Raw genomic sequence first — 26,157 nt, 5'->3', positions numbered from 1 at the left:
ACAACAATGGCCGATTTGCATTGGACCATGCCAATCGCCAGATGGACGTCGATTTCGACCGCGGGGGTGCCGGGCGTCGAAGCCCTCGATCCGATGGTGCGTCGCCGCTTGAGCCGGCTGTCGCGTCTCGCGCTTCAGGCTGCCTATGACTGCGCCGGAGCGGAAAATACGTTACGGATGGTATTCGCGTCGCGTCATGGCGAACTGACGCGTACCACCGGCATTCTCTCCGACATCGGCGCCGCGGAACCCGTCTCACCGACGGCCTTCAGTCTCTCCGTTCTCAATGCGGTCACGGGCATATTCGGAATCGCACGGCGCGACCGATCGCCCGCGACCGCGATCGCGGCCGGCCATGAAACCCTCGGCTACGCGCTGCTCGAAGCATTTTCCCAATACGACACGTCGCCGGCATCGCCGGTGTTGCTCGTCTATGCGCACGAACCGGCCGACCCTGTATACAGCGATGTCGATGACGACCCGGAGAGCGTCGGGCTTGCCGTGCTGCTTGGCACCGATGAGCCGGTCGGCTATCTGACCTGCGAAATGGAAGTTGACGGCGCGAGCGACACACACGTTGCCGACGATACGGCCAGTACGCAAAGCGCGGCAGTGCTGCGCTGCCTGTCGGCGCGCACGACGGTGTCGTGGCGTGGCCAACACGCATTCTGGCGATGGAGCTGGCATGATCGCGCGGCTTGACTACGGCTGGCGCCTGTTCGCGACCGGCATGAGCCTGGCCTTTTTTGCGTGTTGCGGATCGGTGTTCTCGGTGCTGGCGATCGTCGTCGGCGCGCTATGGCCGCATCGGCGCTCGCGCCAGCGTTGCGTGACGCTCGTCATCCATTATTTCTTCCGCGTACTGGTCGCGCTGCTGCAGCGCATTGGCGTGATGAAGCTCGAACTGAGCGGCGTCGAGCGCCTTGCCAAGGATGGCCCCGCAATCGTTGTCGCCAATCATCCGACCTGGCTCGACGTCATGGTGCTGCTGTCGCTGACGCCGAAGGCCTGCTGCGTCGTCAAGCGCGGCCACTGGGGCAACCCGTGTTTCTGGGGCATCGTCCGTGCAGCCGAGTACGTGAGCAATGCCGATGCCGTCGGTCTCGTCGAGGCTGGCGCACGGCAACTGGCGGCCGGCTACACGATGATCGTCTTCCCGGAAGGGACGCGCAGCCCGGGTGGCAATCGTCTGCATGCGTTCTCACGCGGCTTCGCGCATATGGCGCTGCAGTCACGCAGCCGAATCCAGCCGGTGCTGATCGATTGCGATCCGCCGGTATTCACCAAGACCCTGCAGTGGTATCACGTGCCGTCTCGTGCGTTTCGCATGCGCATAGACGTGCTTGAACCGATGGATCTGAACCGGCTGGCGTCGGATGTGACGTCGCCGTCGATTGCCGCTCGCAGTATTGCCCGCGAGGTGGAAGTGCATATTACTCAAAGCCTGTTTCAGTATGGATACTTTAAAACTGCAAATTAAGCAGCTTCTGATCGAGATGCTCGATCTCAGCGACATGACGGTGGACGATATCGATGACGATGCGCCGCTGTTCTCGACCGACGGAATCGGCCTCGATTCCGTCGATGCGCTCGAAGTCGGCATCATGCTGCGCAAGAAGTTTCAATTGACGATCGCCGCGAACGACGAGCGCACGAAAGCGCATTTTCGGTCGATCAACACACTGGCGGCGTTCATTGCCGAACAGCAGTCGCATCCGGCATCGCAAGAAGCCGTGCTGGAAAAGGGGAGTCACTCGTGACCGATGCAGAAATCCTGGAGCGCATCCGCGCCATTTTTCACGAGAATTTCGCGATCGAGCCGGAGCGCGTGACACCCGACACGCACCTGTTCGAAGAGCTCGACCTGGACAGCATCGACGCGGTCGATCTGGCCATCAAGCTTCAGGAGATGACGGGCAAGCGCATCAAGCCCGAAGAATTCAAGTCGGTGCGCACCGTCGGCGATGTCATCGCCGCGGTTCACGCGTTGCTTATGCGCGCATGACGATGGCGATGACGGGCACGCGGACGACTACCGGCACCGGCTTGCCACGTTGGGCAGGCGTGGCGGCCAGGGCGGTGCTGTTTGTCGCCTATCCGCTCGTCATCCTGTTTGCCTGGCAAAGCATGTCGCCGCGCTACGTCGGTTGCCTGCTCGTCGCATTGCTGTGGCTGCAACGCACGGTCGGCAAGGGCACCCTCGCGAAGGCGCTGCGACGGCTCACGACGCTCGACTGGTGCGTGGCGGGTGCATTGACCGCATTGTCCGTCGCGATTGCCGTGACGGACAGCGAACGTCTTCTTCATCTCTATCCTGCATGTGTGAGTGCCGGCTTGCTGGTCGCGTTCGGCGCGACGCTGCGGCGCGGTCCGACCATGATCGAAAAATTCGCACGATCGACCTATCCCGAGCCGAGTCCGGAAATCGTCCGCTACACGCGGCGCGTCACACAGGTGTGGTGCGCATTCTTCATCGTGAACGGCGGCTTTTCGGTCTACACGGCGTTGTACTGGAGCCGTGCATCATGGGCCCTTTACAACGGCTTCGTCGCGTACCTGCTGATCGGTGCGTTGCTTGCGGGCGAGTGGCTGTGGCGCAGCGTTGTCATTGCCGCCAGACGAAAGCGCACGGGTGTCGCATGATCGCGCTGCACGAGATGCTGTGTGCCGCGGCGGATAGCGACACGACGGTCTGCCGCGACGGCGCCGAGGTGCTGACGCTGGGCGATTGGCGTGCGCGCGTGGACGTCATCGCCCGGACGCTCGACGCGAGCGGCGCGCGACGGGTCGCGATCTGCACGGACGATCCGTACGACTTCGCGTGCGCATTCTTCGCGGTGGCGGCGGTGCAGGGCGAAGTCGTGATTCCGGCCAGCAACGCGCCCGGCTATCTCGGCGATCTGGCCCATGCATACGACCTGGTACTGGATGCGCCGGCATTGGCCGCGTGCGTGCACGATACGGAGTGCGAACCTGCCATCGTCGTCCGCCGGATCGACGCGACGGCCGCGGTGACGCTTTATACGTCCGGCAGCAGCGGCGTCGCGAAGCCGGTGCGGAAGTCGCTCGCGCAGCTCGATGCCGAAGTGCGCACGCTGCAGCGCGAATGGGCCGACCGGATCGGTGCGGCAGTGACGCTGTCGAGCGTGCCGCATCACCACATCTACGGACTGCTGTTCAGGATCCTGTGGCCGCTGGCGGCGGGCCGCGCGTTCGACCGGACACCGGTGCTCGAGCCGTTGCAACTGCAGCAGCGGCTTGCCGAATACGGCGGCGGTGTCGTTGTCTCGACGCCGTCGCAACTGATGCGCTGGCCGGCGTTGTCCGGTTTTCCGATGCAGGCACCCGCGCCGTGCGCGTTCTTCTCGTCGGGCGGCCCGCTGCCGGCCGATGCGGCAGCGGCCTATTCGAACGCCTTCGGCGCGGCGCCGCTCGAGATCTTCGGCAGCACCGAAACCGGCGGCATCGCATGGCGGCGTCAGGACGTCTCGCACGCATGGCAGCCGTTGCAGGGCGTTGACGTGCGCTGCGACGACGACGGCGTACTGTGCGTTCGCTCCGCACATCTCGGTCACGATCGCTGGCACCGCACCGACGACACCGCGCGATTCGACCCGCAGGGGCGCTTCGCGCTCGCGGGACGGCGCGATCGCGTGATCAAGCTCGACGGCAAGCGCGTTTCGTTGCCGGAGCTTGAGACGCGGATACTCGCGCATGAGTACGTCGAGCAGGCGGCCGCGGTGGTCGTCGACGGTGCGACGCGGCCACACGTTGGCGTCGTCGCGGTGTTGAGCGCGGCGGGGCGAGACGCGCTGGCGGAGCACGGGCGGATTGCCGTTGCCACGACGTTGCGGCATGCGCTCGGTGCCTATTTCGATGCGGCCGCATTGCCGCGCTACTGGCGTTTCCGGCACGCGATGCCGTTCGATGTACGCGGGAAGCTGCCGGCCGCCGCGCTGGCGGCGGCCTTTACGGCAACGCCGGAAGGGTTCGAGCTGCTCGCGTCGTGGCGCAGCGACGACGCGTTGCATTACGAACTGCGCGTGCCGCCCACGCTCGCGCATTTCGACGGGCATTTTCCAGGGCTGCCCATCCTGCCCGGGGTCGTGCAGATCGACTGGGCCGCGCGCCTTGCCGGCCGCGAGATGCCGGCCGTACGGGAAATCCGTTCGATCGAACACCTGAAGTTCAAGGCACCCGTGCCGCCCGGCGCTGTGCTGGCGCTGCGTATCGCGCATGATCCGGTACGCGGCTGCGCGCGCTTCGCGTTTCGGTGCGGCGGCCGGGAATGCACGTCGGGCGTACTGGTATACGGCGCGGCGGCGGCATGAGCGGCACCTGCATCGTCATTCCGATCTACAACCATCGCGATGCGATCGGCGGCACGCTCGCGCGGCTGGTCGTGCACGGCCTGCCGATTCTGGTGGTCGACGATGGCAGCGACGAGCCCACCCAGCGGGTGCTGGCCGCGCTGGCCGCGCAGTATGCCGGCTCCGTGACGCTGCTGCGGTTGCCCGTCAACGGGGGGAAGGGTGCGGCCGTCATGGCCGGCATGCGTGCGGCGCGCACCCAGGGATACCGGCACGCGATCCAGATCGATGCCGATGGTCAGCACGATGCCGACGACGTGCCGAAGTTCGTCGCGGCCGCCGAGGCCGAGCCGGATGCCGTGATTCTCGGGCGGCCACGTTTCGACGACAGCGTGCCGAAGGCGCGCCTGTACGGCCGCTATCTCACGCACGCGTGGGTGTGGATCGAAACGCTGTCGCTGGACATTCCCGATGCGATGTGCGGGTTTCGTCTTTATCCAGTCGACGCCGTCGGCGAACTGATCGACACGGTATCGATGCCGACGCGGATGGCTTTCGACAGCGAAATCCTGGTCAGGCTGCACTGGCGAGGCCTCGCATTCAGGACGATCGCGACGCGCGTCGTCTACCCGGTCGACGGCGTGTCGCATTTCGACGTCTGGCGCGACAACGTGCGCATCAGCGCGAGCCACACACGGCTCGTCGCCGGGATGCTCGTGCGCGCGCCGATGCTGCTGACGCGCCGGCTCATCGGTTGGCGCGGCGCGCCGCCGACGGAGCGCACGCGCGCATGGTGGCGCATGCCGGAACGCGGCAGCCGGATCGGCATGGCGTTGCTGGCCCTGAGCTGCCGCTGGTTCGGCAAGGATTTCACGTCGCTCTGGCTGCATCCGATCGTCGGCTATTTCGTGCTGACGAACCGCACGGCGCGCACCGCTTCGCATGCGTACATCACGCGCCTGCGCGACGCGCAAGCGGCGGCCGTGCCGAAGCCGGGATGGCGCAGTGCGTATCGGCACATGCTTGCCTTTGCGCAGGCGGGATTCGACAAGTTCGTCGCATGGTCCGGCCGTCTCGACGAACTCGACGTGCGCTTCGACGATTCGTCTGCGTTCGATGCGCTTGCCGCAAGCGGGCGCGGTGCGCTCGTGATCGGCGCGCATCTGGGCAACCTCGAGATGACACGGGCGCTTGCGCTGCGCGATGCGCACACGAAGGTGACGGCGATCGTCTATACCGAGCACGCGAAGCGCTTTACCGGTGTGCTGGCCGGTGCGAACCAGGCATTCGGCAAGCAACTGGTCGAGGTATCGGACTTCGGGCCGGATACGGCGATGATGATGCAGTCGCGGATCGATGCGGGCGAGCTGCTCGTGATCGTCGGCGACCGCGTGCCGCCGCATGATTCGGGGAAAACGGTCGACGCTCGTTTTCTCGACGCGAAGGCCCCGTTCGCGCAGGGCCCGTACATCCTCGCGCATGCGCTCGGCTGTCCGGTCTACCTGTTCTTCTGCCTGAAGGAGCAGCGCGGCTACCGGCTCTATTTCGAACCGTTCGCAGACCGAATCGAGCTGCCGCGCCGCGAGCGCGCGAGTCACGTCGCCGAATGGGCACAGCGCTATGCCGCGCGGCTCGAACACTATTGCCGCAAGGCTCCCTATCAATGGTTCAACTTCTTCGATTTCTGGGCGCGGCCCGATGGAGGTCCGCGTGGCCGAGCATGACATGAAGGACGTCCCGGCAACCGCCGCGGCGGACGCGAGCCGGCCGGCCGTCGTGATCGGCGACCGGCATCTGACGATCGAGGACGTCGTCGCGATCGCCCGCGATGGTGCGCCGGTCGCGCTGAATGCGGCGCCCGCGTGGCGCTCGCGGATCGAGCGCGGCGCAACCTGGCTGCGCGACTATCTCGCGAACGGCGGCACCCTGTACGGTGTAACGACCGGATATGGCGACGCCTGCGTGGTCGAGGTGCCGCCGTCGCTCGTCGAAGCGTTGCCGCTGCAGCTGACCCGTTATCACGGCTGCGGAATGGGCGACTGGTTCGACGCGACGCAGACGTTGTCCGTCATCGTCGCACGGCTCAATTCGCTCGCGTTCGGTTACTCGGGCGTGCGGTTCACATTGCTGGAGCGGCTGGCCGATCTGGTGAATCACCGCATCCTGCCGCGCATTCCGTCGGAAGGCTCGGTCGGGGCAAGCGGCGACCTGACACCGCTGTCCTACGTCGCCGCGGCGCTGGTCGGCGAGCGCACCGTATCGTTCGGCGGCGACGAGCGCGACGCGCGGGACGTATGGCGCGCGATCGATCGCGCGCCGCTCACGCTTGCGCCGAAGGAAGGGCTCGCGCTGATGAACGGCACGGCGGTCATGACGGGGCTGGCCTGCCTCGCGTTTGCGCGTGCCGAGCACCTGACGTCGATAGCTGCCCGCCTGACGGCATTGACGACGGTCGCGCTCGACGGACGGGCGGGGCACTTCGATGCGCGATTGTTCGACGCGAAGCCGCATGCGGGGCAGGCAGAGGCGGCCGCATGGATACGCGCCGACCTGGCCGGGCGCGACGAATTGCCGGGCCGGCGCCTGCAGGATCGCTATTCGGTCCGGTGCGCGCCGCACGTGATCGGCGTGGTGCGCGACGCGTTGTCGTGGATGCGTCGCGATATCGAGAACGAACTGAATAGTGCGAACGACAATCCGCTGATCGATCCGGACGAAGGGTGCGTGCTGCACGGCGGCAATTTCTACGGCGGCCATATCGCGTTCGCGATGGATGCGCTGAAGACCGCGGTGGCCAACCTCGCGGACCTGATGGATCGCCAGCTCGCGCTGCTGGTCGACGACAAGTTCAGCAACGGACTGCCGCGCAACCTGACGGGGGCGACCGCGGAACGTGCCGCGATCAACCACGGGTTCAAGGCGGTGCAGATCTCGTCTTCCGCATGGACCGCGGAGGCGCTGAAGCACACGATGCCGGCGAGCGTGTTCTCGCGATCGACGGAGTCGCACAACCAGGACAAGGTCAGCATGGGAACGATCGCCGCGCGCGATTGCCTGCGCGTGCTGGCCCTGACTGAACAGGTCGCCGCGGCGCACGTGCTTGCGACCGTGCAGGCCGTCCGTCTGCGGCTGCGCGACGACCCGCGCACGCAGCTTTCGCCCGCGCTGCGCGCGTTCATCGACGATGTGGGTCGCCAATCGCCGCTGGTGGTCGAGGACCGGCCGCTCGAAGCGGAGCTGCGCGCGTTGACCGCGCGCCTGGCCGCCTGCGAGTCGATTGGCGGATCGTCCGACGCATGCCGGCGCGGGGAGGCGGCATGAACGAGAACCGCGCGCCGCTCACCGCGACCGCACGCGTCGAGGTGCTGTTCCACGATGTCGACGCAATGAATGTCTGCTGGCACGGGCATTACCTGAAGTACTTCGAAAGCAGCCGCGCCGCACTGCTGCGCATGATCGACTACGACTATCCGGCGATGCTGGCGTCGGGCTACGTGTGGCCGGTGGTGGAGGCGCATCTGAAATACGTCCGTCCCGCCCATTACAGCCAGCAGCTCGACGTGCGCGCGACGCTCCTCGAATTCGAGAACCGGCTGAAGATCGGTTACGACATCCTCGACGCAGCCTCCGGCGAGCGTTTGACGAAGGGTTATACGGTGCAACTGGCGATCGATGCGACGACGCGCGAACTGCAGTTCGTGTCGCCGCCGGCCTTGATCGAAAGGGTGCGTGCGCAATGGGCCTGACGCTGCGCTCCAGACGGTTTGCGGCGACGATGCTCGGCGCATGCATGATGCTCGCCGGCGGCGAGCTGGCGGCCGCTCCGGCGCCGACCGCGGCCACAGCGGTGGCCCGGCCGGCGAACGCCGCGCTCGTTGCCGATGTCGCGACGCGGCTGGCACGAGTCGGCGCGATTCGCGCGGATTTTCGGCAGACACAGACGCTGTCGGCGATGAAGCAGCCGCTCGTCAGCACAGGATCGATGTTGTTCGATCGCAGGTCGGGCGTCGTCTGGCGCATCGAGACACCCTACAAGGCCACTTATGTGATCACCGACGGCGGCATGCGTGAGGTCGGGGCGGACGGACGCCTCGTCGCGCCGGGCGGCGGTGGCCGCGGCGTCGCGCAAGTGTCGCGCATGATGCGCGACATGCTCGGCGGTGACCTGTCGGCACTGTATGCGCAATTCGACGTCGAAGCGAGCGGCACGCCGGAACGGTGGCGGATGGTGTTGCGGCCGAACCAGCCGCAGCTGGCACAGGCGATCCGCGTGCTCGAAATGAGCGGCGGTGCCTATCTCGGCAAGCTCGACATGACGTTTGCGAACGGCAATGTGACCGTGCTCGAGTTCGTGCGGCCGACGCCGGTCGACGCGCCCGCGCCGGTCGAGCGCGGTTGGCTGGAGGCACGATGATGAATACGGCGCGGGACGCGATCGACGCATCGGGCGAGCGCGGCCGGCGGCGCGTGCTGTGCACCGCATGGCTGCTCGTCGCGCTGGTTGCGATCGCGTTCATCGTGTGGCGCTTCAGCGGGCCCGCACCGTTGCAGACGAACCTGCTTGCGTTGCTGCCGGCCACCGAAGCGAATCCGGTTGCCGAACGAGCCGTCGACGTGCTCGGCGATGTGCTCGGCAATCGCACCGTCTATCTGGTGACCGATCGGGACGCCGACCGTGCGAAGGCTGCCGCGAAGCAGTTTGGCGCGCGGCTTGGTGCGAGCGGGGCATTTCGTTCGGTGACGGTCGAAGTGCCGCCGTTCGACCTGTCACAGATCGCGGCGACCTATATGCCCGCCCGTTTCGGTCTGCTGACGGACGCGGATCGCCGGTCGCTCGAACAAGGCGACGCCGCGCTCGGCGAACGGCTCGTCCGGCGGCTCTACGCGCCGCCCGTCGACGGTCTGCAGACTGCCGTGGCGGACGATCCGTTTGGCTGGCTGCAGCACCGGCTCGGCGAGCTGCCGCTCGCGGCATCGAACCTGTCGCTCGAAGACGGCATGCTGGTGTCGCATCGCGCTGGCGCAACGGGCGTGCTCGTGATGACGTCGCTGGCGGGGTCGGCCTATGAATCCCAGGTCCAGCACGCGGTACGTGTCGCGACTGCCGACGCGGAACGCGCACTCGCGGCCGACTTCCGCGGCGTTCGCGTCGAACGGGCCGGCGCGGTGTTCTATGCGGAAGCGGCGCGCGCCAGTGCCGAGCGCGACGTGCACGTGATCGGCGCGGTGTCGCTGGCCGGCATTGCGCTGCTGCTGATGAGCGTATTCCGGTCGCCGCGCCTGCTGGTGCTCGCGTTTGCGTCGACGGCATTCGGCATCGTGTGTGCGCTGGCCGCGACGCTGTTGATATTCGGCAAGCTGCACCTGCTGACGCTGGTGTTCGGCGTGAGCCTGATCGGCGAGGCTGTCGACTATTCGATCCAGTATTTCGTCGCCTACCTTTCAGCCGGGCGGCAATGGGATGCGCGGCGCGGCGCGGCGGCGGTCAGGCCGGCACTCGCGGTGGCGCTGGCGACCAGCCTGCTGGGTTACGCGATTCTGATGTGGGTGCCGTTCCCGGCACTCAAGCAGATCGCATGCTTTGCGATCGTCGGGATCCTCAGCGCGTTCGCGGCGGTCACCGGCTTTTTGCCGCTCATGCTTACTCAGCCGCCCCGAAGCGCGCCGTCCCGCGTGTTCTCGTGCGCGGCTCGCCTGCTGAACGGCTGGCAGTCGCTGCTGGCAGGGCGGCGCGCCGTGGCCGCCGCCGTGCTGGTGGCGCTGGTTGCGATTCCGGGGTGGGTCGTCCTGAAGAGCGACGACGACATTCATCTGCTGATCCAGCGCGATGCGGGCCTCGCACGACAGGAAAGCAATATCCGCGCGGCGGTCGGGCTGGCGAACACCGCACAGTTCTTCGTCGTCCAGGGCGCGTCTCCGGAAGAGGTGCTCGAGCGTTCCGAGGTGCTGCTCGGGGCGCTCGATCAACAGCGGGTCGGCCGCGTCCAGTCGATCGCGACGTTCGTGCCGTCGGCGAAGCAGCAGGCACACAATCGCGCCGTGCTGGGCACGCACGTGTTTGCCGATGCCGCTGCACTGCGCGCGACGCTGGCGCACGCAGGCTTCCGCGACGAGGTCACCGACGCGTGGATTCGCGCGTATTCCGTCGATGCCCCGGCGACGCTGTCCGTCGATACGTGGCTGGCGGCACGCTGGTCGGCCCCGTTCCGGCACCTGTGGCTCGGGCGGGTCGACGGCGGCACCGGCCCCGTCGATGCGGCACTGGCGATTCCGGAACGGGTCGACGCGGCGAACGTGGCGACTTTCGCGGCGCTGGCGCGCACGCTGCCGGGCGTGTCGTGGGTCGACAAGGCCGCGAGCGTGTCGAGCCTGTTCGGCGCCTATCGGGTCGACAGCGGCCTGTGGCTGGCCGGGGCGCTGGTCGTGGTCGCCGCGCTGCTGATGTGGCGATACGGCATGCGGGGCGGTATTGCGACGACGTTGCCGGTCGTGTTCGCCATCGCGTTGACGCTCGCCGCGTTCGGTTATGCGGGCGTGCCGCTCACGCTTTTCAATTGGCTCGCGCTGATGCTGGTGCTCGGCGTGGGCGCCAACTACGCGGTGTTCCTCCGGGAAGGCTGCATGCGGGACGCGGCTGGTCTCGGCGCCGTATGGACCGGCGTGCTGCTGTCGGCGGCCACGACGTTGCTGTCGTTCGGGATGCTCGGCGCGAGCGCGATGCCCGCGTTGCGCAGCTTTGGCACGACCCTCGCGATGGGGATCGTTTTCTCGGTGCTGTTCGCGCCGCTCGCCACGCCGTCCGCGAAGGAGGGGCGCGCATGAATTCCAGACTGACGCCGGTCTATCTGTCCGCGCCCGGCATGATCAACGCGCTCGGCGCAACCACCGACGAAATCGTCGACGCATTGCCCGCCGGCGTCGCGCCGGGCATGGCGCCGCGTACCGATGGCGTTGCCGGCGGCTGGATCGGGAGCGTGCGGGCCGCGCTCGACGTCGAGCCGCCAACCCCGCTCGTGCATTTCGATTGCAGGAACAATCGACTGTTGCTTGCTGCGCTGGCGCAGATCGGATCCTTCGTCGACGCGGCGATCGCACGTTACGGTCCGCGCCGGATCGGTGTCGTGATCGGCACGAGTACGTCCGGCATCCAGGCGGCGGAGCAGGCGCTTGCGCAGCGTGCCGCGACGGGCACGATGCCTGCCGGATTCGATTATCGACAGATGGAAATCGGCACGGCGGCGCCGTTCGTGCGCGCGGTGCTGGGTGTGGCCGGGCCAGCCTATACGCTGTCGACCGCGTGCACATCGAGTGCCAAGGCATTCGCGGCCGCGCGCCGCCTGCTGCGGCTGAAGCTGTGCGACGCGGTCGTCGTCGGCGGCGCGGATTCGCTGTGCGAGCTGACGCTGCAGGGCTTCGCGTCGCTCGAATCGGTCAGCCCGGGTCGGACCAATCCGATGAGCCGAAACCGGAACGGCATCAATATCGGCGAAGGCGCCGCGCTGTTCGTGATGAGTCGCGATGAAGCGGCGGTCCGGCTGGCCGGCGTCGGCGAGTCGAGCGATGCGCACCACATCTCGGCGCCGGATCCGGCGGGCTGCGGCGCGGAGGACGCGCTGCGCGCCGCGCTCGCGGACGCCGGCGTGGCATCGTCCGCGATCGGCTACGTGAACCTGCACGCGACGGCGACGCGTCTGAACGACGAGATGGAAGCGAACATGATGGCACGGGTGTTTCCGCACGGCGTACCGGCGAGCGGCACCAAGCCGCTGACAGGACACATGCTCGGCGCGGCGGGCGCGACCGAGCTTGGATTCGGCTGGCTGACGCTGGCGCGCGGGATCGCGCTGCCGACGCACGTCTGGGACGGCGAGCGCGACCCGGCGCTGCCGGGACTCGACCTGGTCGACCGCGAGCAGCGTCTGGCCGGCGCTGCAACAGGACGCTACGTGATGAGCAATTCGTTCGCATTCGGCGGCAGCAATGCCAGCCTGATTCTGGGGGGCTGACATGAATGCCGGACCATTGATCGACGCGCTGCATGGCGGCGCGGATATTCCCGTCGGCGACGTGCGGGACGTGTTGCCGCATCGCGGCACGATGCTGCTGCTCGACGCGATCGAGCGCTGCTCGGAAACCGGCATCGAGGTCAGCGCGCTCGCGCGCCGCGATGCGTGGTATGTCGACGGCAATGGCGCCATGCCGGCGTGGATCGGCATCGAGCTGATGGCGCAGGCGATTGCCGCGCATGTCGGCCTGCTCGCCGCGCACGCGGGCGGCCGCGCGAAACCGGGCGTGTTGCTCGGGGCCAACCGCTATCTCGCGCATCGCACGGCGTTCGGCGCCGACACGACGCTGCGCATCGTCGCGCGGGAACTGCTGCGCGGCGACGAGGGGCATGGCGCGTACGAATGCGCGATTCATGCCGACGGCCAGTGTTGCGCGGAAGCCGTCGTCAAGGTGTACCAACCAAACGATTTTCAATCCTTTATCGAGGGGAGCTTCAATTCATGACTCGGCGAGTTCTCGTGACAGGGGCGAGTCGCGGCATCGGCCGCGCCGTGGCGCTGCGCGCGGCGTCCGACGGTTTCGCCGTGACCGTGCATTGCCGCACCGGCCGCGACGACGCGGAAGCCGTGGCCGCGACGATTCGCGCGCAGGGCGGCACGGCAAGCGTGCTGCAGTTCGACGTGCGCGACCGTGCGGCGTGCCGGCGCGAACTGGAGGCCGATGTCGAAACGAACGGCGCGTACTACGGGATCGTCTGTTGCGCGGGCGTGACGCGGGATGGCGCGTTTCCAGCGCTGTCCGAAGAGGACTGGGACATCGTGATCGAAACCGGGCTGGACGCCTTCTACAACGTCGTTCATCCGCTGACCATGCCGATGGTGCGCCTGCGCGGCGGCGGCCGCATCGTGACGATCGCGTCCGTGTCGGGCGTGATGGGCAATCGCGGCCAAGTCAATTACAGCGCCGCGAAGGCCGGCCTGATCGGCGCGACCAAGGCGCTGGCGGTCGAGCTGGCGTCGCGCAAGATCACGGTCAATTGCGTGGCGCCCGGGCTGGTCGACACCGGCATGCTCGACGATGTGCCGCTGGAACACGCATTGAAGACCGTGCCGATGGGCCGCGTCGGCCAGCCCGACGAAGTCGCCGCGGTGGTCGGTTTCCTGATGTCGGATGCGGCGAGCTACGTCACCCGGCAAGTGATCGGCGTCAACGGCGGGATGGTGTGATGAAGCGAGTGGTCGTGACGGGAATGGGCGGTGTGACCGCGTTTGGTCAACGCTGGGCGGAAATCGAAGCGCGCTTGCGCGCCGGGCGCAACGCGGTGCGGTGCATGCCGGAATGGGATTGCTTCGAGGCGCTGCATACGCGGCTTGCGTGTCCGTTGCCGGCGTTCGAGCTGCCGCCCACGTATCCGCGCAAGAAGACGCGTTCGATGGGGCCGGTGTCGATGTACGCGGTGCGAGCGAGCGAACTGGCGCTGGAGGATGCGGGGTTGTCCGACGATGCATCGATCCGTGACGGCCGGATGGGCGTCGCGTACGGATCGTCGTCGGGATCGGTCGAACCGATCCGGGCATTCGGCACGATGCTCGAAACGGGCTCGATGCGGGACGTCACGTCGAACAGCTACGTGCAGATGATGCCCCATACCACGGCTGTCAACGTCAGCCTGTTCTGGGATTTGAAAGGCCGGATCGTGCCGACATCGTCCGCATGCGCGTCCGGCAGCCAGGCGATCGGCTATGCGTACGAAGCGATCGCGGCGGGCAAACAAGTGCTGATGCTGGCGGGCGGCGCGGAAGAATTGTCCGGCCCGGCGGTGGCCGTGTTCGATACCCTGTATGCGACCAGTACGCGCAATGATGCCGCGCACCTGACGCCACGGCCGTTCGATGCCGATCGCGACGGTCTGGTGGTGGGCGAGGGCGCGGCGACGCTGGTGCTCGAGGAGTACGAGCACGCGGTCGCGCGCGGCGCGACGATCCATGCGGAGATCGTCGGCTTCGGCTGCAATTCCGACGGTGCGCACATTACCCAGCCGACCGCCGAGACGATGGCGGTCGCCATGCGTCTTGCGCTGAGCGATGCGACGCTCGACGCCGACGCGATCGGCTACGTGAACGCGCACGGTACGTCGACCGATCGGGGCGACGTGGCGGAGAGTCATGCGACGGCGTCCGTGTTCGGCGAACGCATGCCGATCAGTTCGCTGAAAAGCTATGTCGGTCACACGCTCGGCGCGTGCGGCGCACTCGAGGCATGGTGGACGATTGAAATGATGAAGCGCAACTGGTATGCGCCGACGCTCAATCTCACCACGGTCGATCCGGCTTGCGCGCCGCTCGACTACATCATCGGTGACGCACGCCGGATCGATGCGGAATTCGTGATGAGCAACAACTTCGCGTTCGGCGGGATCAACACGTCGTTGATCTTCCGCCGGATCGGCGCATGACGGCGGTCGGCAGCGCGGCGACGCGCGTCGTGGTCACGGGGCTCGGCATCGTGTCGTGCCTCGGCAATTCGCTGGCCGAAGTATCGGACGCGCTGCGCACCGGCCGCTCGGGGGTGAGCCGCGTCGACGCGTGGCGCGAGCGCGGTTTTCGCAGTCAGGTCGCCGGGGTGGCAAGCGTGGCCTCGGCGGCGCGATTCGCGCGCAAGCACGAGCGCTTCATGGGCGATACGGCGCGGTTCGCCGCGCATGCGGCCGCGTCGGCACTCGACGATGCAGGGCTCGACGCCGGGATGCTGCGTTCGCCGCGCGCGGGCACGATCGTGGGGTCGGGCATCGGATCGATAGCCGACTACGACGACGCGATGGAGATCGCACGGCATCGCGGTATCGAGAAAACGCCGCCATATGTCGTGCCGAAAGCGATGAGCAGCACGGCGTCGGCATGCGTTGCGCAATTGTTCGGCATCGAAGGCGTGTCGTACTCGCCGTCGTCCGCCTGCACGAGCGCGGCGCTGGCGATCGGGCAGGCGGCGCACTGGATTCGCTCCGGGTACCAGGACATCGTGCTGGCCGGCGGGAGCGAGGCACTGCACGACAACATGACGCTGATGTTCGACGCGATGGGCGCGTTGTCGAGCAGTTTCAACGATACGCCGGAGTGCGCATCGCGCCCGTATGTGCTCGGCCGCGACGGCTTCGTGATCGCGTCGGGTGCGGGCATTCTCGTGCTCGAATCGCTCGAGCATGCGCGTGCGCGCGGCGCGCGAATTTACGCGGAAATCAGCGGGTTCGGCCAAGCCACGGACAACGCCGGCATGGCGGCGCCTCATGCGCGGGGGATCGCGCGCGCGATGCGTGGCGCGCTCGACGGCAGCGGGCGGCGTCCGGACTACGTCAACACGCATGCGCCGTCGACGCTGCTCGGCGACGTCGAGGAACTTGAGGCGCTCCGCGACGTATTCGGTGGCGACGTGCCGGCATTCTCGTCGACGAAAGGAATGACGGGGCATCCGCTCGGCGCGAGCGGTGCGCATGAAGCGATCTACACGATGCTGATGATGCGCGACGGTTTTGTCGCGGGTACCGCGGTCGGTCTCGAGCCCGATCCGGCGATCGCCGGCATGCCGCTCGTGCGTACCGCGCGCGAATGCTCGATCGAGCGCGCGCTGTCGGTGTCGTTCGGATTCGGCGGCAGCTGCGCCAGTGTGTTGTTGGACGCCTGGAAGGGCGATTGAAGTGAACTTACTGAGCTGAGAGGACGATAACAATGAAGCACAAAGGACATCTGGCCAGCATGTTGGTGGCCGCGTCGTTGCTGACGGGGTGCGGTACCGTGGTGCGTTCGCTGCCGCTGCCGGCGGCGGCAACGGCGCCGGACACGAACGGCGTCGCGATCTATTTCGGCACGCAGCCGCATCCGGACGTGAAGACCAGCATCGGTCCGCGTTCGGAATCGGTACGTGTGTCGCGTGGGACTCAAGCCGAACAGCCGACGTGCGACCAGGCGCTGGCCGAAGCGTTGAACCGTCTTCGCATCTACGCGAAGAATCATGGCGGGAATGCGGTCGTCAATGTGACGACGCGCTTTCATGAAAAGCGTTCGGATTCGACGACCGAATATACGTGCGGCGTGAGCGGCAGCGCCGGCGCGATTGCCGTGTCGGGCGACGTCGTGCAGCTGAACGCGCAATAACGGGAGCACACGTGAGATACCGCATCGCACTGGCGCTGCTCGGCGCGACGTTCATCGCGTCGGCCGCGCACGCACGAGACACGATCAACGACTATCCGATCGAGAACGCGTTGAAGAGCGAGCAAGGAAAGCTCGACGACGGCATCGCGCTCTATTTCGGTGATCAGTCGCATCCTCGCGTGCTCAAGTCGTACGGCACGTTCGCGACGAACAAGAAGACCAACGCGTTCGGCAAGAGCGACGAGGCGGCGTGCCAGCATGTGTTCCTGTCCGCAGTAATCGAACTGCAGGCGCGCGCGCGAAAAGAGGGCGGCAATGCCGTCGTCGGCATCAAGAGCAATTACCGCAACGTGTTGCGTTCGAGTACGACCGAGTTCACGTGCGGGGCCGGCGCGATCGTGGCGGGCGCGGCGCTCACCGGCGAGGTCGTCACACTGAAGCCTTAGCCGGCGCGTGTCGGACGGGGCCGCCGAACGGGGGCCTCCGTCACTCAGGCGGGCTTGCGCGCGGCGACGTTTACGAGCGTCTCGCGGCGCTTGCCCGGCTTCGGTGCGTACAGGCCGATCCGCTCGAGGAGTCCGAAGTCTTTCGCGCGGCTCCACCACAGGTACGGGAACGACACATTGCGGGCGTCGAACGTGAACCCGCCATCGCGCAGCATGGCAAGATAGCCGTCGGCACTTTTCTGAACCTCCATCGGATGACGGAACAGCAGCCGGATCACCCACGACTTGATGTACGCGTCGGTCGATTCCGCGAACAGCAGCAGCCCGCCGGGTTTCAGCACGCGGCGAAAGTCGGCCAGCGCATGCTCCTGGTCGACGAGATGGTGAAAGGTCTGATGGCAGAACACGATGTCGACGCTCGAATCGGCGAGCGGGATCTGCGTGCAGTCCGCATGATGCAGTTCGACGGGCGTGGCGCAGCGCCGCGCCGCTTCCGACGCATGCGTGAGTGAGTCGTCGTGACAATCGATGCCGATGATTTTGCCGGGCGCGAACGCTTCGCTGAGCAGGCGGAACGACTTGCCCTGACCGCATCCCGCATCGAGGATGACGGGGGCCTTCGGCAGGGGCGCGCCGATGAGCTGCTTGAGGTCGTCGATGGCCACCCTAAGCACGTGATGCTCCCAGGTATGCGTGCGAAGAAACCAGATGCCGAAGCGGGTTTCGGGAACATAGGCGGGGGCGTGCGTGCGGCAGGACGTCATGGGCCTCTCGTCGGAATGTTGGATTTGTTGATCGCCTATTGTAATTTGCAACGCCAGATCGTGGCGTGAGAAACGTAAGATATCCAATCCATCGAAATGGAACGGCAAGCATGAGTGAAATGAAATCGAATTCCGTCGACGTCGCGATCATCGGGGCGGGGCCGTCCGGCGCGGTCGCGGCCGCGTTGTTGCGCAGGGCGGGCCGTTCCGTGCTGGTGCTCGAGCGCCAGCATTTTCCGCGCTTTTCGATCGGCGAGAGTCTGTTGCCTCAAAGCATGCAGTATCTCGAAGAGGCGGGTATGTTGCAGGCCGTCGTCGAAGCCGGCTTCCAGTTCAAGAACGGCGCCTATTTCGTTTATCGCGACAGGATGTCGTCGTTCGATTTCCGGGAAAAGTTTTCCGACGGTTGGGGGACAGCCTATCAGGTCGAACGCGCCGCATTCGACGATCTGCTGATCCGTTGTGCGGCGGAACAGGGCGCGGACGTGCGATTCGGCCATACCGTGCATGCTTTCCATCCGGGTGAGACGCAACGGCTCGATGTCGTCGACGAAGCGGGGAGCGAATACGCCGTTCAAGCGTCGTTCGTACTCGACGCCAGCGGATTCGGCCGCGTGCTGCCGCGCCTGCTCGATCTCGAGGCGCCGACCGGCATGCCGACGCGCGCGGCAATCTTTTCGCACGTCGAAGACAGTCTGCCGGCCGGGTCGACCGATCGCGACAAGATCTGCATTGCCGTCCATCCGGAGCGTCGCGACGTGTGGTTCTGGATGATCCCGCTGACGAACGGGCGCTCGTCGGTCGGCTGCGTGGCCGACGCCGGTTTTCTCGACGTGCCGCAAGCGCAACAGGAATCGTTGCTGCGGGAATTGCTGCAGAGCGAGCCGACGTTGTCGCGGCTCGTCGGCGGCAAGCCGTTCGTGATGCCGGTGCGTCGCATCGCGGGCTATGCGTCGAATGTCGAGCACCTGCACGGGCGCGGCTATGCGTTGCTTGGCAACGCGGGCGAATTCCTCGATCCGATCTTCTCGTCCGGCGTGACGATCGCGATGCGCTCCGCGCAACTGGCAGTCGCCGTGCTCGAACGTCAGTTGCGCGGCGAGACGGTCGATTGGACGCGCGATTACGACATCGCGCTGCGCAAGGGCATCGACACGTTCCGCGAATTCGTCGAGCGCTGGTACTCAGGGGCGCTTCAGGACATCGTGTTTCATGAAGACAAGGCGTCCGACGTGAAGCGCATGGTCTGCTCGATTCTGGCCGGCTATGCGTGGGACGAGTCGAATCCGTTCGTACGGGAACCGGCGCGCGGCCTCGACGTGCTCGCCGAATTCTGCCGTGCCGGTGGCCTCGGGTGATTCGGTGAATCGAGGCGGGCGCCGAGCGATGTTTCGTCCGGCGCCCGCCATTGCATCACCGTTGCTCAGCTCCCCTGCAGCCGGATGTCGCGCGACGACGCGCCGACATACACGGTCCCGCCCGGCACGACCTTCCAGCCGTTTCGCGACGTATCCCACACGCTCTGCATCCGCGGTGAAATGGTCACGCGCACATGCCGTGCCTCGCCCGGGTTCAGCCGGATCTTCTCCCAGCCGACCAGCCGCTTCGGCGGTTCGTCCTTGTACGGCACGCCGAGATAGACCTGTGGCGTTTCCGCGCCTGCGACGCGGCCGTCATTGCGCACGGTAAACGCGACGCTCAGCGAGCCGTCCCGTTGCCGCGACACCGACAGCCCCGAATACGCGAAGTGCGTGTACGACAGCCCGTAGCCGAATTCGTACATCGGCTTGATGTTGCGCGCGTCGTACCAGCGATACCCCATGTTCAGCTTCTCCGCGTAGACGGGATCGTTCTCGAACGCGCCGCCTTGCCTCCACGCCTGCGAATCCTCGTCGCGCGCCGGGAACGTGACGGGCAGCTTGCCGGACGGATTGACCGCGCCGAACAGCACGTTCGCGATCGCCTTGCCGCCGCCTTCGCCCGGATACCATGCCTCGACGATCGCCGACACGCTGTCCTTCCACGGCATCAGCACCGGATTGCCGCTCTGCACGACGACGATCGTGTGCGGGTTGGCACGCGCGACCGCTTCGACGAGCGCATCCTGGTTCGACGGGTTCGCGAGGCTCAGGCTCTGCAGGTCGCCGAAATCCTCGCCGGCCGGCTGCGCGACCACGACGATCGCGACGTCCGAGCGCCCGGCGAGCGCCGCGGCCTGGTCGATTTCCTGCTGCGTGTACGCGCGGAACGGCGACTGCTGGTCGCTGTTGCCCGCGAACGTGACCTGCGCCGCCGGCGCGAGCGCGCGGATCGCCGCGACGATCGGCACGTCGACCTTCAGCCACGGATTGCGCCACCAGCTGCAGCCCGTCGACGAACCGAACGTCAGGCCGCCGCAGCCCGCGAACGAACCGGTGACCGGATCGCGCGTGTTGCCCGAGCCGCCGCCCGACAGCACGGCCGCATCGGCGTGGCCGCCGATCACGGCGATCCGCGACAGGGCGGACGCGGCCAGCGGCAACTGGTTGCCATCGTTCTTCAGTAGAACGATCGACTGCTCGGCGACGCCCTGCGCGAACCGGTTCGCGGCCGCGAAATCGATGGTGCCGCCGCCCTTGGCCGGATTGTCCATCACGCCGACGCGGATCATCACGGCCAGCTTGCGGCGCACCATGTCGTCGAGACGCGCGGTCGACACCGAGCCGTTCGAGATCGCCTGCTTGACGGCGGCGGGCGTCAGGTAGACGCTCGGCCCGACGTCCTCTTCCTCGTCGAGCCCGGCGTTGATCGAGGCGGCCGTGCTGTGCGCGGCGCCCCAGTCGGATTGCACCTGGCCCTGGAAGCCCCATTCGTTCTTCAGCACGTCGTTCAGCAGGTGATTGTTCTCGCACGCGTACGTGCCGTTCAGGCGGTTGTAGCTGCACATCACGCTGCCGGGCTGCCCGCGCTTCGCGGCGATCTCGAACGGCAGCAGGTAGAGCTCGCGCAGCGTGCGCTCGTCGATCTGCGTGTTGCCGCCCATCCGGCCGTGCTCCTGTTCGTTGCCGGCATAGTGCTTGATGGTCGCGATGACTTTCTGCCGCTGCGTGGCGAGCGTGCGCTCCGCGAGCAGGTCGCCGGCGAGCAGCGGATCCTCGCCGAGATACTCGAACAGCCGGCCGCCGCGCGGCTCGCGCGCGAGGTTGGTGCCGCCGGCGAGACCCATGCCGAATCCTTGCGCACGCAACTGGATCGCGACCTGCTTGCCGTAGTCGTACGACAGGCGGCGATCCCAGCTCGCGGCGACGGCGATCGTCGCGGGAAAGGTGGTGCTCGCAAGCGACGTGCTGCCGGAGCCGGTCGCCGAGTCGACCATGTTGAGATCGGGAATGCCGAGCCGCGGCACGCCCTGGATGTAGCCGGCGCCACCGCCCGGCACCTTGGACATTTCGTATTGCGAATGAATGAACTGCAGTTTTTCGTCGAGCGTCATCTTGCGCACGAGGAGGTCGGCGCGCCGCTGCGCGGCGGACGACGCGAATGCGTCGGCGGCATCGCCCGGTGAGTTGAAATCGGCGTTGCCCGCATAGACGCTGGTGCAGAGGGTCGCCGCCAGGACGGCGGCCGGCCAGAGTGTGTCCCGCATGTTGCTCTCCATGATCGTATTGCCGGTTGTTGTTCGGATGATGTCTGGAGCTGCGTACGTCCGATGGATTCGCATCGAACGCATTCGGCTGGCGATGCAGGGTGATTGCGCGTCGGCATGCCAGGCCAGGCGGGGAATCGTTACGGCCGGTTGGGCCCGATCGGACAACGCGGACGGCGACGCGGACCGCCCGACACTGCCGAATCGGATGTAGCGATTCTCTGCAGGGACCAATCGTACGAATGTAGTTTGACTACAGCATCGGTGTTTCTACCGATACGTATGATCTTTTTTCGATGCGATCGCTCGGCGCCGGAAAAAGACGGTCATCGTTCCCGATCGAGTGTTCGCGGCGGAGTAAGAAGTACCTGCGCGCGGGCGTTCGGGAAGGGGGGAAGGCGCGCAGCGCGATGCGGTTCGTTGTGCGCGCATCGAAGGGAACACCATCGGATTCTGGCCGCCACGAGAAAGCCGGGCAGCACGGACGACGCGCTAGCCGCGTCGAGCGACAGGGCTGCCGGGCAACGGAATCCCGGCGCGATAGACGACGGTCGCGAGCGCCGCGGCAACCGCGGCCTCGGCCGTCAGCACGGCGGCGGCCGCGCCCAGTTCCGCAAAGTACTTCGCGAGCACGGGCACCAGCACGATGTTCAGAATGCCCGACGACATCAGGATCCGCGTGAACGCCGATTTCATGCCGAGCGGCAGCATCGTCTGCACGCCGAACAAGTCGGTCATCCCGGCCATGAATGGAACGAATGCCATCCAGCGCAGCACCTGGACCGTCGGTTCGTACGAAGGGCCATACAGGATGCGCACCGCGAGCGGCGCACCGAAGAAGATCGCGAGCGAGATGCCGAGCACCATCACGACCTGCACGACGAACAGCTTGCGCAGGAACGAGAACGCGTCGTTGCGTGCGTGCCGCATCAGGTAGCTGATGCGTGGATAGGTCGCGGCCTTCAGCGGCTGGAGCATGCTGAGCGCCGCGCGGATCAGCTTGTCGCCGGCGGCGAAGTAGCCGGCCGCGACGTTGCCCGACACGAAGCCGAGCAGCACGGTGTTGGTCGACGCATAGAACGCGATCGACGTCGACGCGAGGAACACCTGCCAGCCGCCTTTCAGCGATTCGGCGATGTCGGCGACGCCGACGCGCACGAAGTCGATTTCCCGCTGGAAATACAGATAGGCGGCGAGCGCGATCGCGGACAGCGTCGGCACCGCGGCGTTGACGATCATCGCGCGGTCGATATCCGCCGGGCTGTGCACGAGCGCGAACATCGCGGGCAGGCTCAGGATGCGGCCGATGAACAGGATCACGCTCAGCGCGCGCAGCTTCTCCATGCCCTGGAAATACCAGCCCGGCGTAAACGCCACGCCGGCTACCATCCCGAAACCGATCAGCAGCAGGTCGCGGTCCTCGCCGAAGCGCTCGACCAGGAAGGTCAGCACGATCAGCACGATGAAGCAGATCACGGCGATGCCGATCTGCGCGTACAACGTCGCCCAGAAGATGCGAGAGCGTTCGGCGCGGTCGTCGCGGGCGAGCGCGATGCGCGGCGTCGCGGTCAGGTCGAAGCTGTAGCTCGTGCAGTTGGTGAGGTAGGCGATGACCGCGAGCGAGAACGCGAGCTGCCCGTAACCTTCCGGCCCCAGCGCGTGCGTCAGCAGCGGTGCGATCAGCAGCGGCACCGCGTACATCGAAATCTGCAACGTCAGCAGCAGCAGGAAGTTTTTCTTGATGTTTGACATTCGCTCGGTCGGCGCCGTGAGTGCCGCATGGCGGCGGAGTGCGGGCCGCCGTGCGCGCGCGCGGCCGGCCGGCGCTGGCCCGGCTGCGTGGGTTCGCGGCCCGTTCCGGCGGGCGCCGGTTTCGCCCGGCGATGCCGGACACGGCCACATCGTATGGCGGTCATGATACGGGCCGCGCGAGACGCCTGTGTTCGCGAGCCTACCGTTCGCGCGTGCGACGCGAATCGCGCGTCGGCGCGCATCGTTGTATCGCCGCAGTGACGAATGCATTTGTAAGCTGGCGCACCGAAGGACGCTCGGGCCCGGTGCTCTAATCGAGCGCACTGTTCTGGTTCAGCGCGCAAAGGGCTTGATGACGACTCGGGCCGACCACCGCCGTCCCTGGGCGACGGGAGCACGACGACGCATGGCGAAGGGCGAGCGGGGCGCGCAGGGGCGCGGCGGCAGTCCGTTACCCGAAGGCCTTGCGTTCGCCGACTAGTCGCACGATCGCGGAATGGCCGATCCCGGTGGGGCCGCCGGGGCGCGTGTCCGCACCCGATAACAAATACCGATCCGAGGAGTACCGATTGAAGCCGATAACGTTCGGCAGCTGCGTGGGGTGGCTGCACGAAGGACAGACGACACAAGGCGTGATCCTGTGCGAATCGCTGGGGCACGAGGCTTCGTGGACGCACAAGCTCATGCGGGCGATCGCGGAGCGGCTGGCCCGCGACGGCGTCACGGTATTGCGATTCAACTATCCGTGCACCGGTGACTCGGCCGGCGACGATCGCGACGCCGGTCGGCATGCCGCGTGCATCGCCAGCATTCACGACGCGATCGACCTGTTGCGCGACCAGGCTGGCATCACCGCGCTGACGCTCGTCGGGATTCGCGCGGGTGCGCTGTTCGCAATGCTGGCCGCCGCGGGGATGGGTCCGCGCCCGTCGCCGCGCGTCGATGCGCTGGTGGCGCTCGCGCCGGTCGTGCGTGGCCGCGCCTACCTGCGCGAGCTGTCGTTCGTGCATCGCCAGTGGCTCGACACCACATCGCCCGCAATCCGCGTCGCGCATCGCGACGAACCGTGCATGAACGTGCTCGGGCACCGCTTTCCCGCCGATTTCGTCGATGCGCTGAAGGCGCTCGACCTGTGCGACGTCGTGCGCGATGCGCCGACGTTGCCCGGCGCGATGCTGCTGATCCAGCCCGATCAGGGCGACGGGCCGGCATTGCGCGACGCGTTGCTCGCGCGCGGCGTGGACGTGACGAGCGATCCGTTTCGCGAATGGCCGACGACGATGCTGGACGGTACGCGCTCGCGCTTGCCGCTTGCCGCGATCGACACGCTCGCGAACTGGATCGCCGAACGCGCGCCGCATAAGCCGGCCGGCACCGACACCACGTCGCGAGCGGACCCGGCATGGAATGGCGAGTCGGCCGTCGCGCTCGACATGAACGACATGACCGAGCAGGTCGTCGCGGTCGGTCCGGACCGGCTGGTCGGCGTGCTGTGCCGGCCCGCCGATACGCGGCCGGCGAAGCCGGTCGGCCCGGCGGTCGTGATCGCGAACACGTCGACGAATCCGCGCAGCGGCGAAGGGCGCTTCAGCGTCCGGCTCGCACGCACGCTGGCACGTGCCGGCGTGACGACGCTGCGGATCGACGTGCATGGCGTCGGCGACAGCGGGTCCGCCGCGCCCGACGATCAGTCGGATGTCGTGTATTCGACGCAGTCGAGCGACGACGTGGCCGCTGCCGCGGACTGGCTGCGCGCGCTCGGTCATCCCGAGGTGGTCGCGGCCGGCATTTGTTCGGGTGCCTACGCGGCATTGCATGCGGCATTGAAGACGCCGTCGCTCGGCGGCGTGATCGCGATCAATCTCGCGCGCTTCGTGTGGCCGGCCGGGCTCACGCTCGAAGCGGTGCAGAAGCAGCGGAACAACTCGGTGCGCGGCTACTGGCTGTCGGTGCGCGACTGGCAGAAGTGGAAGCGCCTCGTGCGGGAGCGGCGCGACCTGCGTCCGATCGTGCGGGCCGTGGCCGCGAATGCGATCGCGCGGGTCAGCGTGCCGGCGAAGGCGCTCGCCGCGCGCGTCGGGTGGAAGCCGCGCTGCGGCACGCCACGCGGCGTGATGCATGACCTTGCGCAGCGCAACGTCTGGACGACGCTGGTGTACGGCGCGCTCGATCCCGGCATCGACGATGTCCGGCGTCACTTCGGCGCGATCGAGCACGCGTTCCGGCGCTCGCGTCACGTGCGTCTGCATCTCGAGCCGCGGGTCGACCACGCGGTGTACGGCGCGGCGGGCACGGACATCGTGATCGACCTGTGCATGCAGGCGCTGGGCCGCGACTCGGCCTGGCCGGTCGCGCGCGTCGCCGATCCGGCCACGCAGGATGCGGCCGCGCGATCGTACGCGAACGTGTCGGTCGGCCAATCGTGATGCGGGCCGCGCCCCTTGCGTCGACGCTTAGGGGCGCGATCCCGTTGGGCATGAAGATCGGCGTTCGGTGGGGTCGCTCACAGACGCGCCGTTCGCCGTGGTGTCCAATCCCGTATCGGCACGTGCACGACGTGCACGGTCACGCCGTGGCGTGACCGGCCGGGATGCGTCAGTCCGGATCGCCCGGCTGCGCATAGGGCGACTTCGCGTAGGGCGACGTGTACAGCGTGCCGGTGTGCCAGAGGTCTTCCGTGGGGGCGTCGGCCACTTGCGGGCGATGCGGCCGCCTCGGCACGAGCGGCCGGCGCAGTGCGCCGCGAGCGCGCGATTCGGGTGCTGCGGCGGTGCTCGCGGCGGGAAGCGCAGCAGGAAGCGCGGCGGCAGGTGCCGCGACGTCGGAGGCAGCCGCGGCCGGCTCCGTGGCCGCGCCGGTTATCGCGGTTTGGGCGGAACGCTGGAGCGGCACCGGCGCGAGCGGCGTCGACGATGCGAAGACCGGCGCGTCGGCCGGCGTGGCGGGCACAGTCTGCGCGCCGGCGGCACAGGCAACACAGGCCGAGACGATGCAGACGAGTGACGAAAGCGATGCAGAGCAGTTCATGACGAATCGTACGGAGTACGTGCGGTGAAGAGGGAGGCGCGGCACCGCCATGCGAGCCGCGCCGCCAAGCGTAATGCC

The 26,157-nt window shown here is 67.2% G+C and carries 24 protein-coding genes; 20 read left to right on the top strand and 4 right to left on the bottom strand.

Annotated elements, in window-relative coordinates; all coding sequences use genetic code 11:
- Window positions 1-6 precede the first annotated feature (6 nt).
- Genes ACVK00_RS23850 through ACVK00_RS23765 form a run of 18 tightly spaced genes read left to right on the top strand, consistent with a single transcriptional unit; the run spans window position 7 to window position 16,911 of the window.
- Window positions 7-702, top strand: a complete 696-nt coding sequence (locus ACVK00_RS23850; RefSeq protein ID WP_284893961.1) for a beta-ketoacyl synthase chain length factor — start codon at window positions 7-9, stop codon at window positions 700-702.
- Window positions 686-1,480 (top strand): lysophospholipid acyltransferase family protein, encoded by a 795-nt coding sequence (locus ACVK00_RS23845; RefSeq protein WP_284893962.1) that lies wholly within the window; start codon window positions 686-688, stop codon window positions 1,478-1,480. The genes ACVK00_RS23850 and ACVK00_RS23845 overlap by 17 nt, the downstream gene beginning before the upstream one ends.
- On the top strand, window positions 1,455-1,760 hold the full coding sequence (locus tag ACVK00_RS23840) for a phosphopantetheine-binding protein (protein WP_284893963.1): 306 nt from the start codon (window positions 1,455-1,457) through the stop codon (window positions 1,758-1,760). Before ACVK00_RS23845 ends, ACVK00_RS23840 begins: the two co-directional genes overlap by 26 nt.
- Window positions 1,757-2,005 carry an acyl carrier protein gene (locus tag ACVK00_RS23835; RefSeq protein ID WP_228909734.1) on the top strand — a complete coding sequence of 83 codons (249 nt, stop codon included), beginning with the start codon at window positions 1,757-1,759 and terminating at the stop codon, window positions 2,003-2,005. Before ACVK00_RS23840 ends, ACVK00_RS23835 begins: the two co-directional genes overlap by 4 nt.
- Window positions 2,002-2,643 (top strand): COG4648 family protein, encoded by a 642-nt coding sequence (locus ACVK00_RS23830; protein ID WP_228909735.1) that lies wholly within the window; start codon window positions 2,002-2,004, stop codon window positions 2,641-2,643. Before ACVK00_RS23835 ends, ACVK00_RS23830 begins: the two co-directional genes overlap by 4 nt.
- Entirely contained in the window at window positions 2,640-4,331 is a 1,692-nt protein-coding gene (locus ACVK00_RS23825; RefSeq protein WP_284893964.1) for an AMP-binding protein, read from the top strand. The genes ACVK00_RS23830 and ACVK00_RS23825 overlap by 4 nt, the downstream gene beginning before the upstream one ends.
- The gene (locus ACVK00_RS23820; RefSeq protein ID WP_284893965.1) at window positions 4,328-6,034 is read left to right on the top strand and encodes a glycosyltransferase family 2 protein; all 1,707 of its coding nucleotides are present in this window, start codon (window positions 4,328-4,330) and stop codon (window positions 6,032-6,034) included. The genes ACVK00_RS23825 and ACVK00_RS23820 overlap by 4 nt, the downstream gene beginning before the upstream one ends.
- Complete coding sequence (locus ACVK00_RS23815; protein WP_284893966.1) at window positions 6,021-7,631, top strand: HAL/PAL/TAL family ammonia-lyase; 1,611 nt, start codon at window positions 6,021-6,023, stop codon at window positions 7,629-7,631. The genes ACVK00_RS23820 and ACVK00_RS23815 overlap by 14 nt, the downstream gene beginning before the upstream one ends.
- Window positions 7,628-8,056, top strand: a complete 429-nt coding sequence (locus ACVK00_RS23810) for an acyl-CoA thioesterase (protein WP_228909739.1) — start codon at window positions 7,628-7,630, stop codon at window positions 8,054-8,056. The genes ACVK00_RS23815 and ACVK00_RS23810 overlap by 4 nt, the downstream gene beginning before the upstream one ends.
- Window positions 8,047-8,724, top strand: coding sequence for a LolA family protein (locus ACVK00_RS23805; RefSeq protein WP_284893967.1), 678 nt, complete (start codon window positions 8,047-8,049; stop codon window positions 8,722-8,724). Before ACVK00_RS23810 ends, ACVK00_RS23805 begins: the two co-directional genes overlap by 10 nt.
- The gene (locus ACVK00_RS23800) at window positions 8,721-11,132 is read left to right on the top strand and encodes an MMPL family transporter (protein WP_284893968.1); all 2,412 of its coding nucleotides are present in this window, start codon (window positions 8,721-8,723) and stop codon (window positions 11,130-11,132) included. The genes ACVK00_RS23805 and ACVK00_RS23800 overlap by 4 nt, the downstream gene beginning before the upstream one ends.
- The gene (locus tag ACVK00_RS23795; protein WP_284893969.1) at window positions 11,129-12,316 is read left to right on the top strand and encodes a beta-ketoacyl-[acyl-carrier-protein] synthase family protein; all 1,188 of its coding nucleotides are present in this window, start codon (window positions 11,129-11,131) and stop codon (window positions 12,314-12,316) included. The genes ACVK00_RS23800 and ACVK00_RS23795 overlap by 4 nt, the downstream gene beginning before the upstream one ends.
- Before the next feature lies 1 nt (window position 12,317).
- A complete protein-coding gene (locus tag ACVK00_RS23790) occupies window positions 12,318-12,821 on the top strand; it encodes a hotdog family protein (RefSeq protein ID WP_284893970.1) in 504 nt (167 codons plus the stop codon).
- Window positions 12,818-13,543 (top strand): 3-ketoacyl-ACP reductase FabG2, encoded by a 726-nt coding sequence (locus ACVK00_RS23785; protein WP_228909744.1) that lies wholly within the window; start codon window positions 12,818-12,820, stop codon window positions 13,541-13,543. Before ACVK00_RS23790 ends, ACVK00_RS23785 begins: the two co-directional genes overlap by 4 nt.
- The gene (locus ACVK00_RS23780; protein WP_284893971.1) at window positions 13,543-14,772 is read left to right on the top strand and encodes a beta-ketoacyl-ACP synthase; all 1,230 of its coding nucleotides are present in this window, start codon (window positions 13,543-13,545) and stop codon (window positions 14,770-14,772) included. Before ACVK00_RS23785 ends, ACVK00_RS23780 begins: the two co-directional genes overlap by 1 nt.
- Window positions 14,769-16,007 (top strand): beta-ketoacyl synthase N-terminal-like domain-containing protein, encoded by a 1,239-nt coding sequence (locus ACVK00_RS23775; RefSeq protein WP_284893972.1) that lies wholly within the window; start codon window positions 14,769-14,771, stop codon window positions 16,005-16,007. Before ACVK00_RS23780 ends, ACVK00_RS23775 begins: the two co-directional genes overlap by 4 nt.
- Before the next feature lie 32 nt (window positions 16,008-16,039).
- Entirely contained in the window at window positions 16,040-16,465 is a 426-nt protein-coding gene (locus ACVK00_RS23770) for a signal peptidase (RefSeq protein ID WP_284893973.1), read from the top strand.
- 11 nt (window positions 16,466-16,476) lie between these two features.
- Window positions 16,477-16,911: an excinuclease ABC subunit A gene (locus ACVK00_RS23765; protein ID WP_284893974.1), complete on the top strand. Its 435-nt coding sequence runs from the start codon at window positions 16,477-16,479 to the stop codon at window positions 16,909-16,911.
- Window positions 16,912-16,955: 44 nt separating this feature from the next.
- Here the strand turns inward: ACVK00_RS23765 and ACVK00_RS23760 are convergent, their stop codons facing one another.
- Window positions 16,956-17,675, bottom strand: a complete 720-nt coding sequence (locus tag ACVK00_RS23760; RefSeq protein WP_284894056.1) for a class I SAM-dependent methyltransferase — start codon at window positions 17,673-17,675, stop codon at window positions 16,956-16,958.
- Window positions 17,676-17,785: 110 nt separating this feature from the next.
- Between ACVK00_RS23760 and ACVK00_RS23755 the strand changes: the two genes are divergently transcribed.
- Window positions 17,786-19,033, top strand: coding sequence for an NAD(P)/FAD-dependent oxidoreductase (locus ACVK00_RS23755; RefSeq protein ID WP_284893975.1), 1,248 nt, complete (start codon window positions 17,786-17,788; stop codon window positions 19,031-19,033).
- 65 nt (window positions 19,034-19,098) lie between these two features.
- On the opposite strand, the gene ACVK00_RS23750 is transcribed toward ACVK00_RS23755, so the two are convergent.
- Both ACVK00_RS23750 and ACVK00_RS23745 read right to left on the bottom strand, forming a co-directional pair.
- Window positions 19,099-21,300 carry a glycoside hydrolase family 3 C-terminal domain-containing protein gene (locus ACVK00_RS23750; RefSeq protein ID WP_354123097.1) on the bottom strand — a complete coding sequence of 734 codons (2,202 nt, stop codon included), beginning with the start codon at window positions 21,298-21,300 and terminating at the stop codon, window positions 19,099-19,101.
- Between the two features lie 492 nt (window positions 21,301-21,792).
- Window positions 21,793-23,052, bottom strand: a complete 1,260-nt coding sequence (locus tag ACVK00_RS23745; RefSeq protein ID WP_284893976.1) for a flippase — start codon at window positions 23,050-23,052, stop codon at window positions 21,793-21,795.
- A gap of 569 nt (window positions 23,053-23,621) precedes the next feature.
- Between ACVK00_RS23745 and ACVK00_RS23740 the strand changes: the two genes are divergently transcribed.
- Complete coding sequence (locus ACVK00_RS23740; protein WP_284893977.1) at window positions 23,622-25,478, top strand: serine aminopeptidase domain-containing protein; 1,857 nt, start codon at window positions 23,622-23,624, stop codon at window positions 25,476-25,478.
- A gap of 169 nt (window positions 25,479-25,647) precedes the next feature.
- Here the strand turns inward: ACVK00_RS23740 and ACVK00_RS23735 are convergent, their stop codons facing one another.
- Entirely contained in the window at window positions 25,648-26,079 is a 432-nt protein-coding gene (locus ACVK00_RS23735) for a hypothetical protein (RefSeq protein WP_284893978.1), read from the bottom strand.
- Window positions 26,080-26,157 lie beyond the last annotated feature (78 nt).

This window comes from Burkholderia sp. PvR073 (assembly GCF_054055695.1).
The sequence above is the reverse complement of the archived record's forward strand: the minus strand, read 5'-3'. Positions and strand labels throughout refer to the sequence as shown.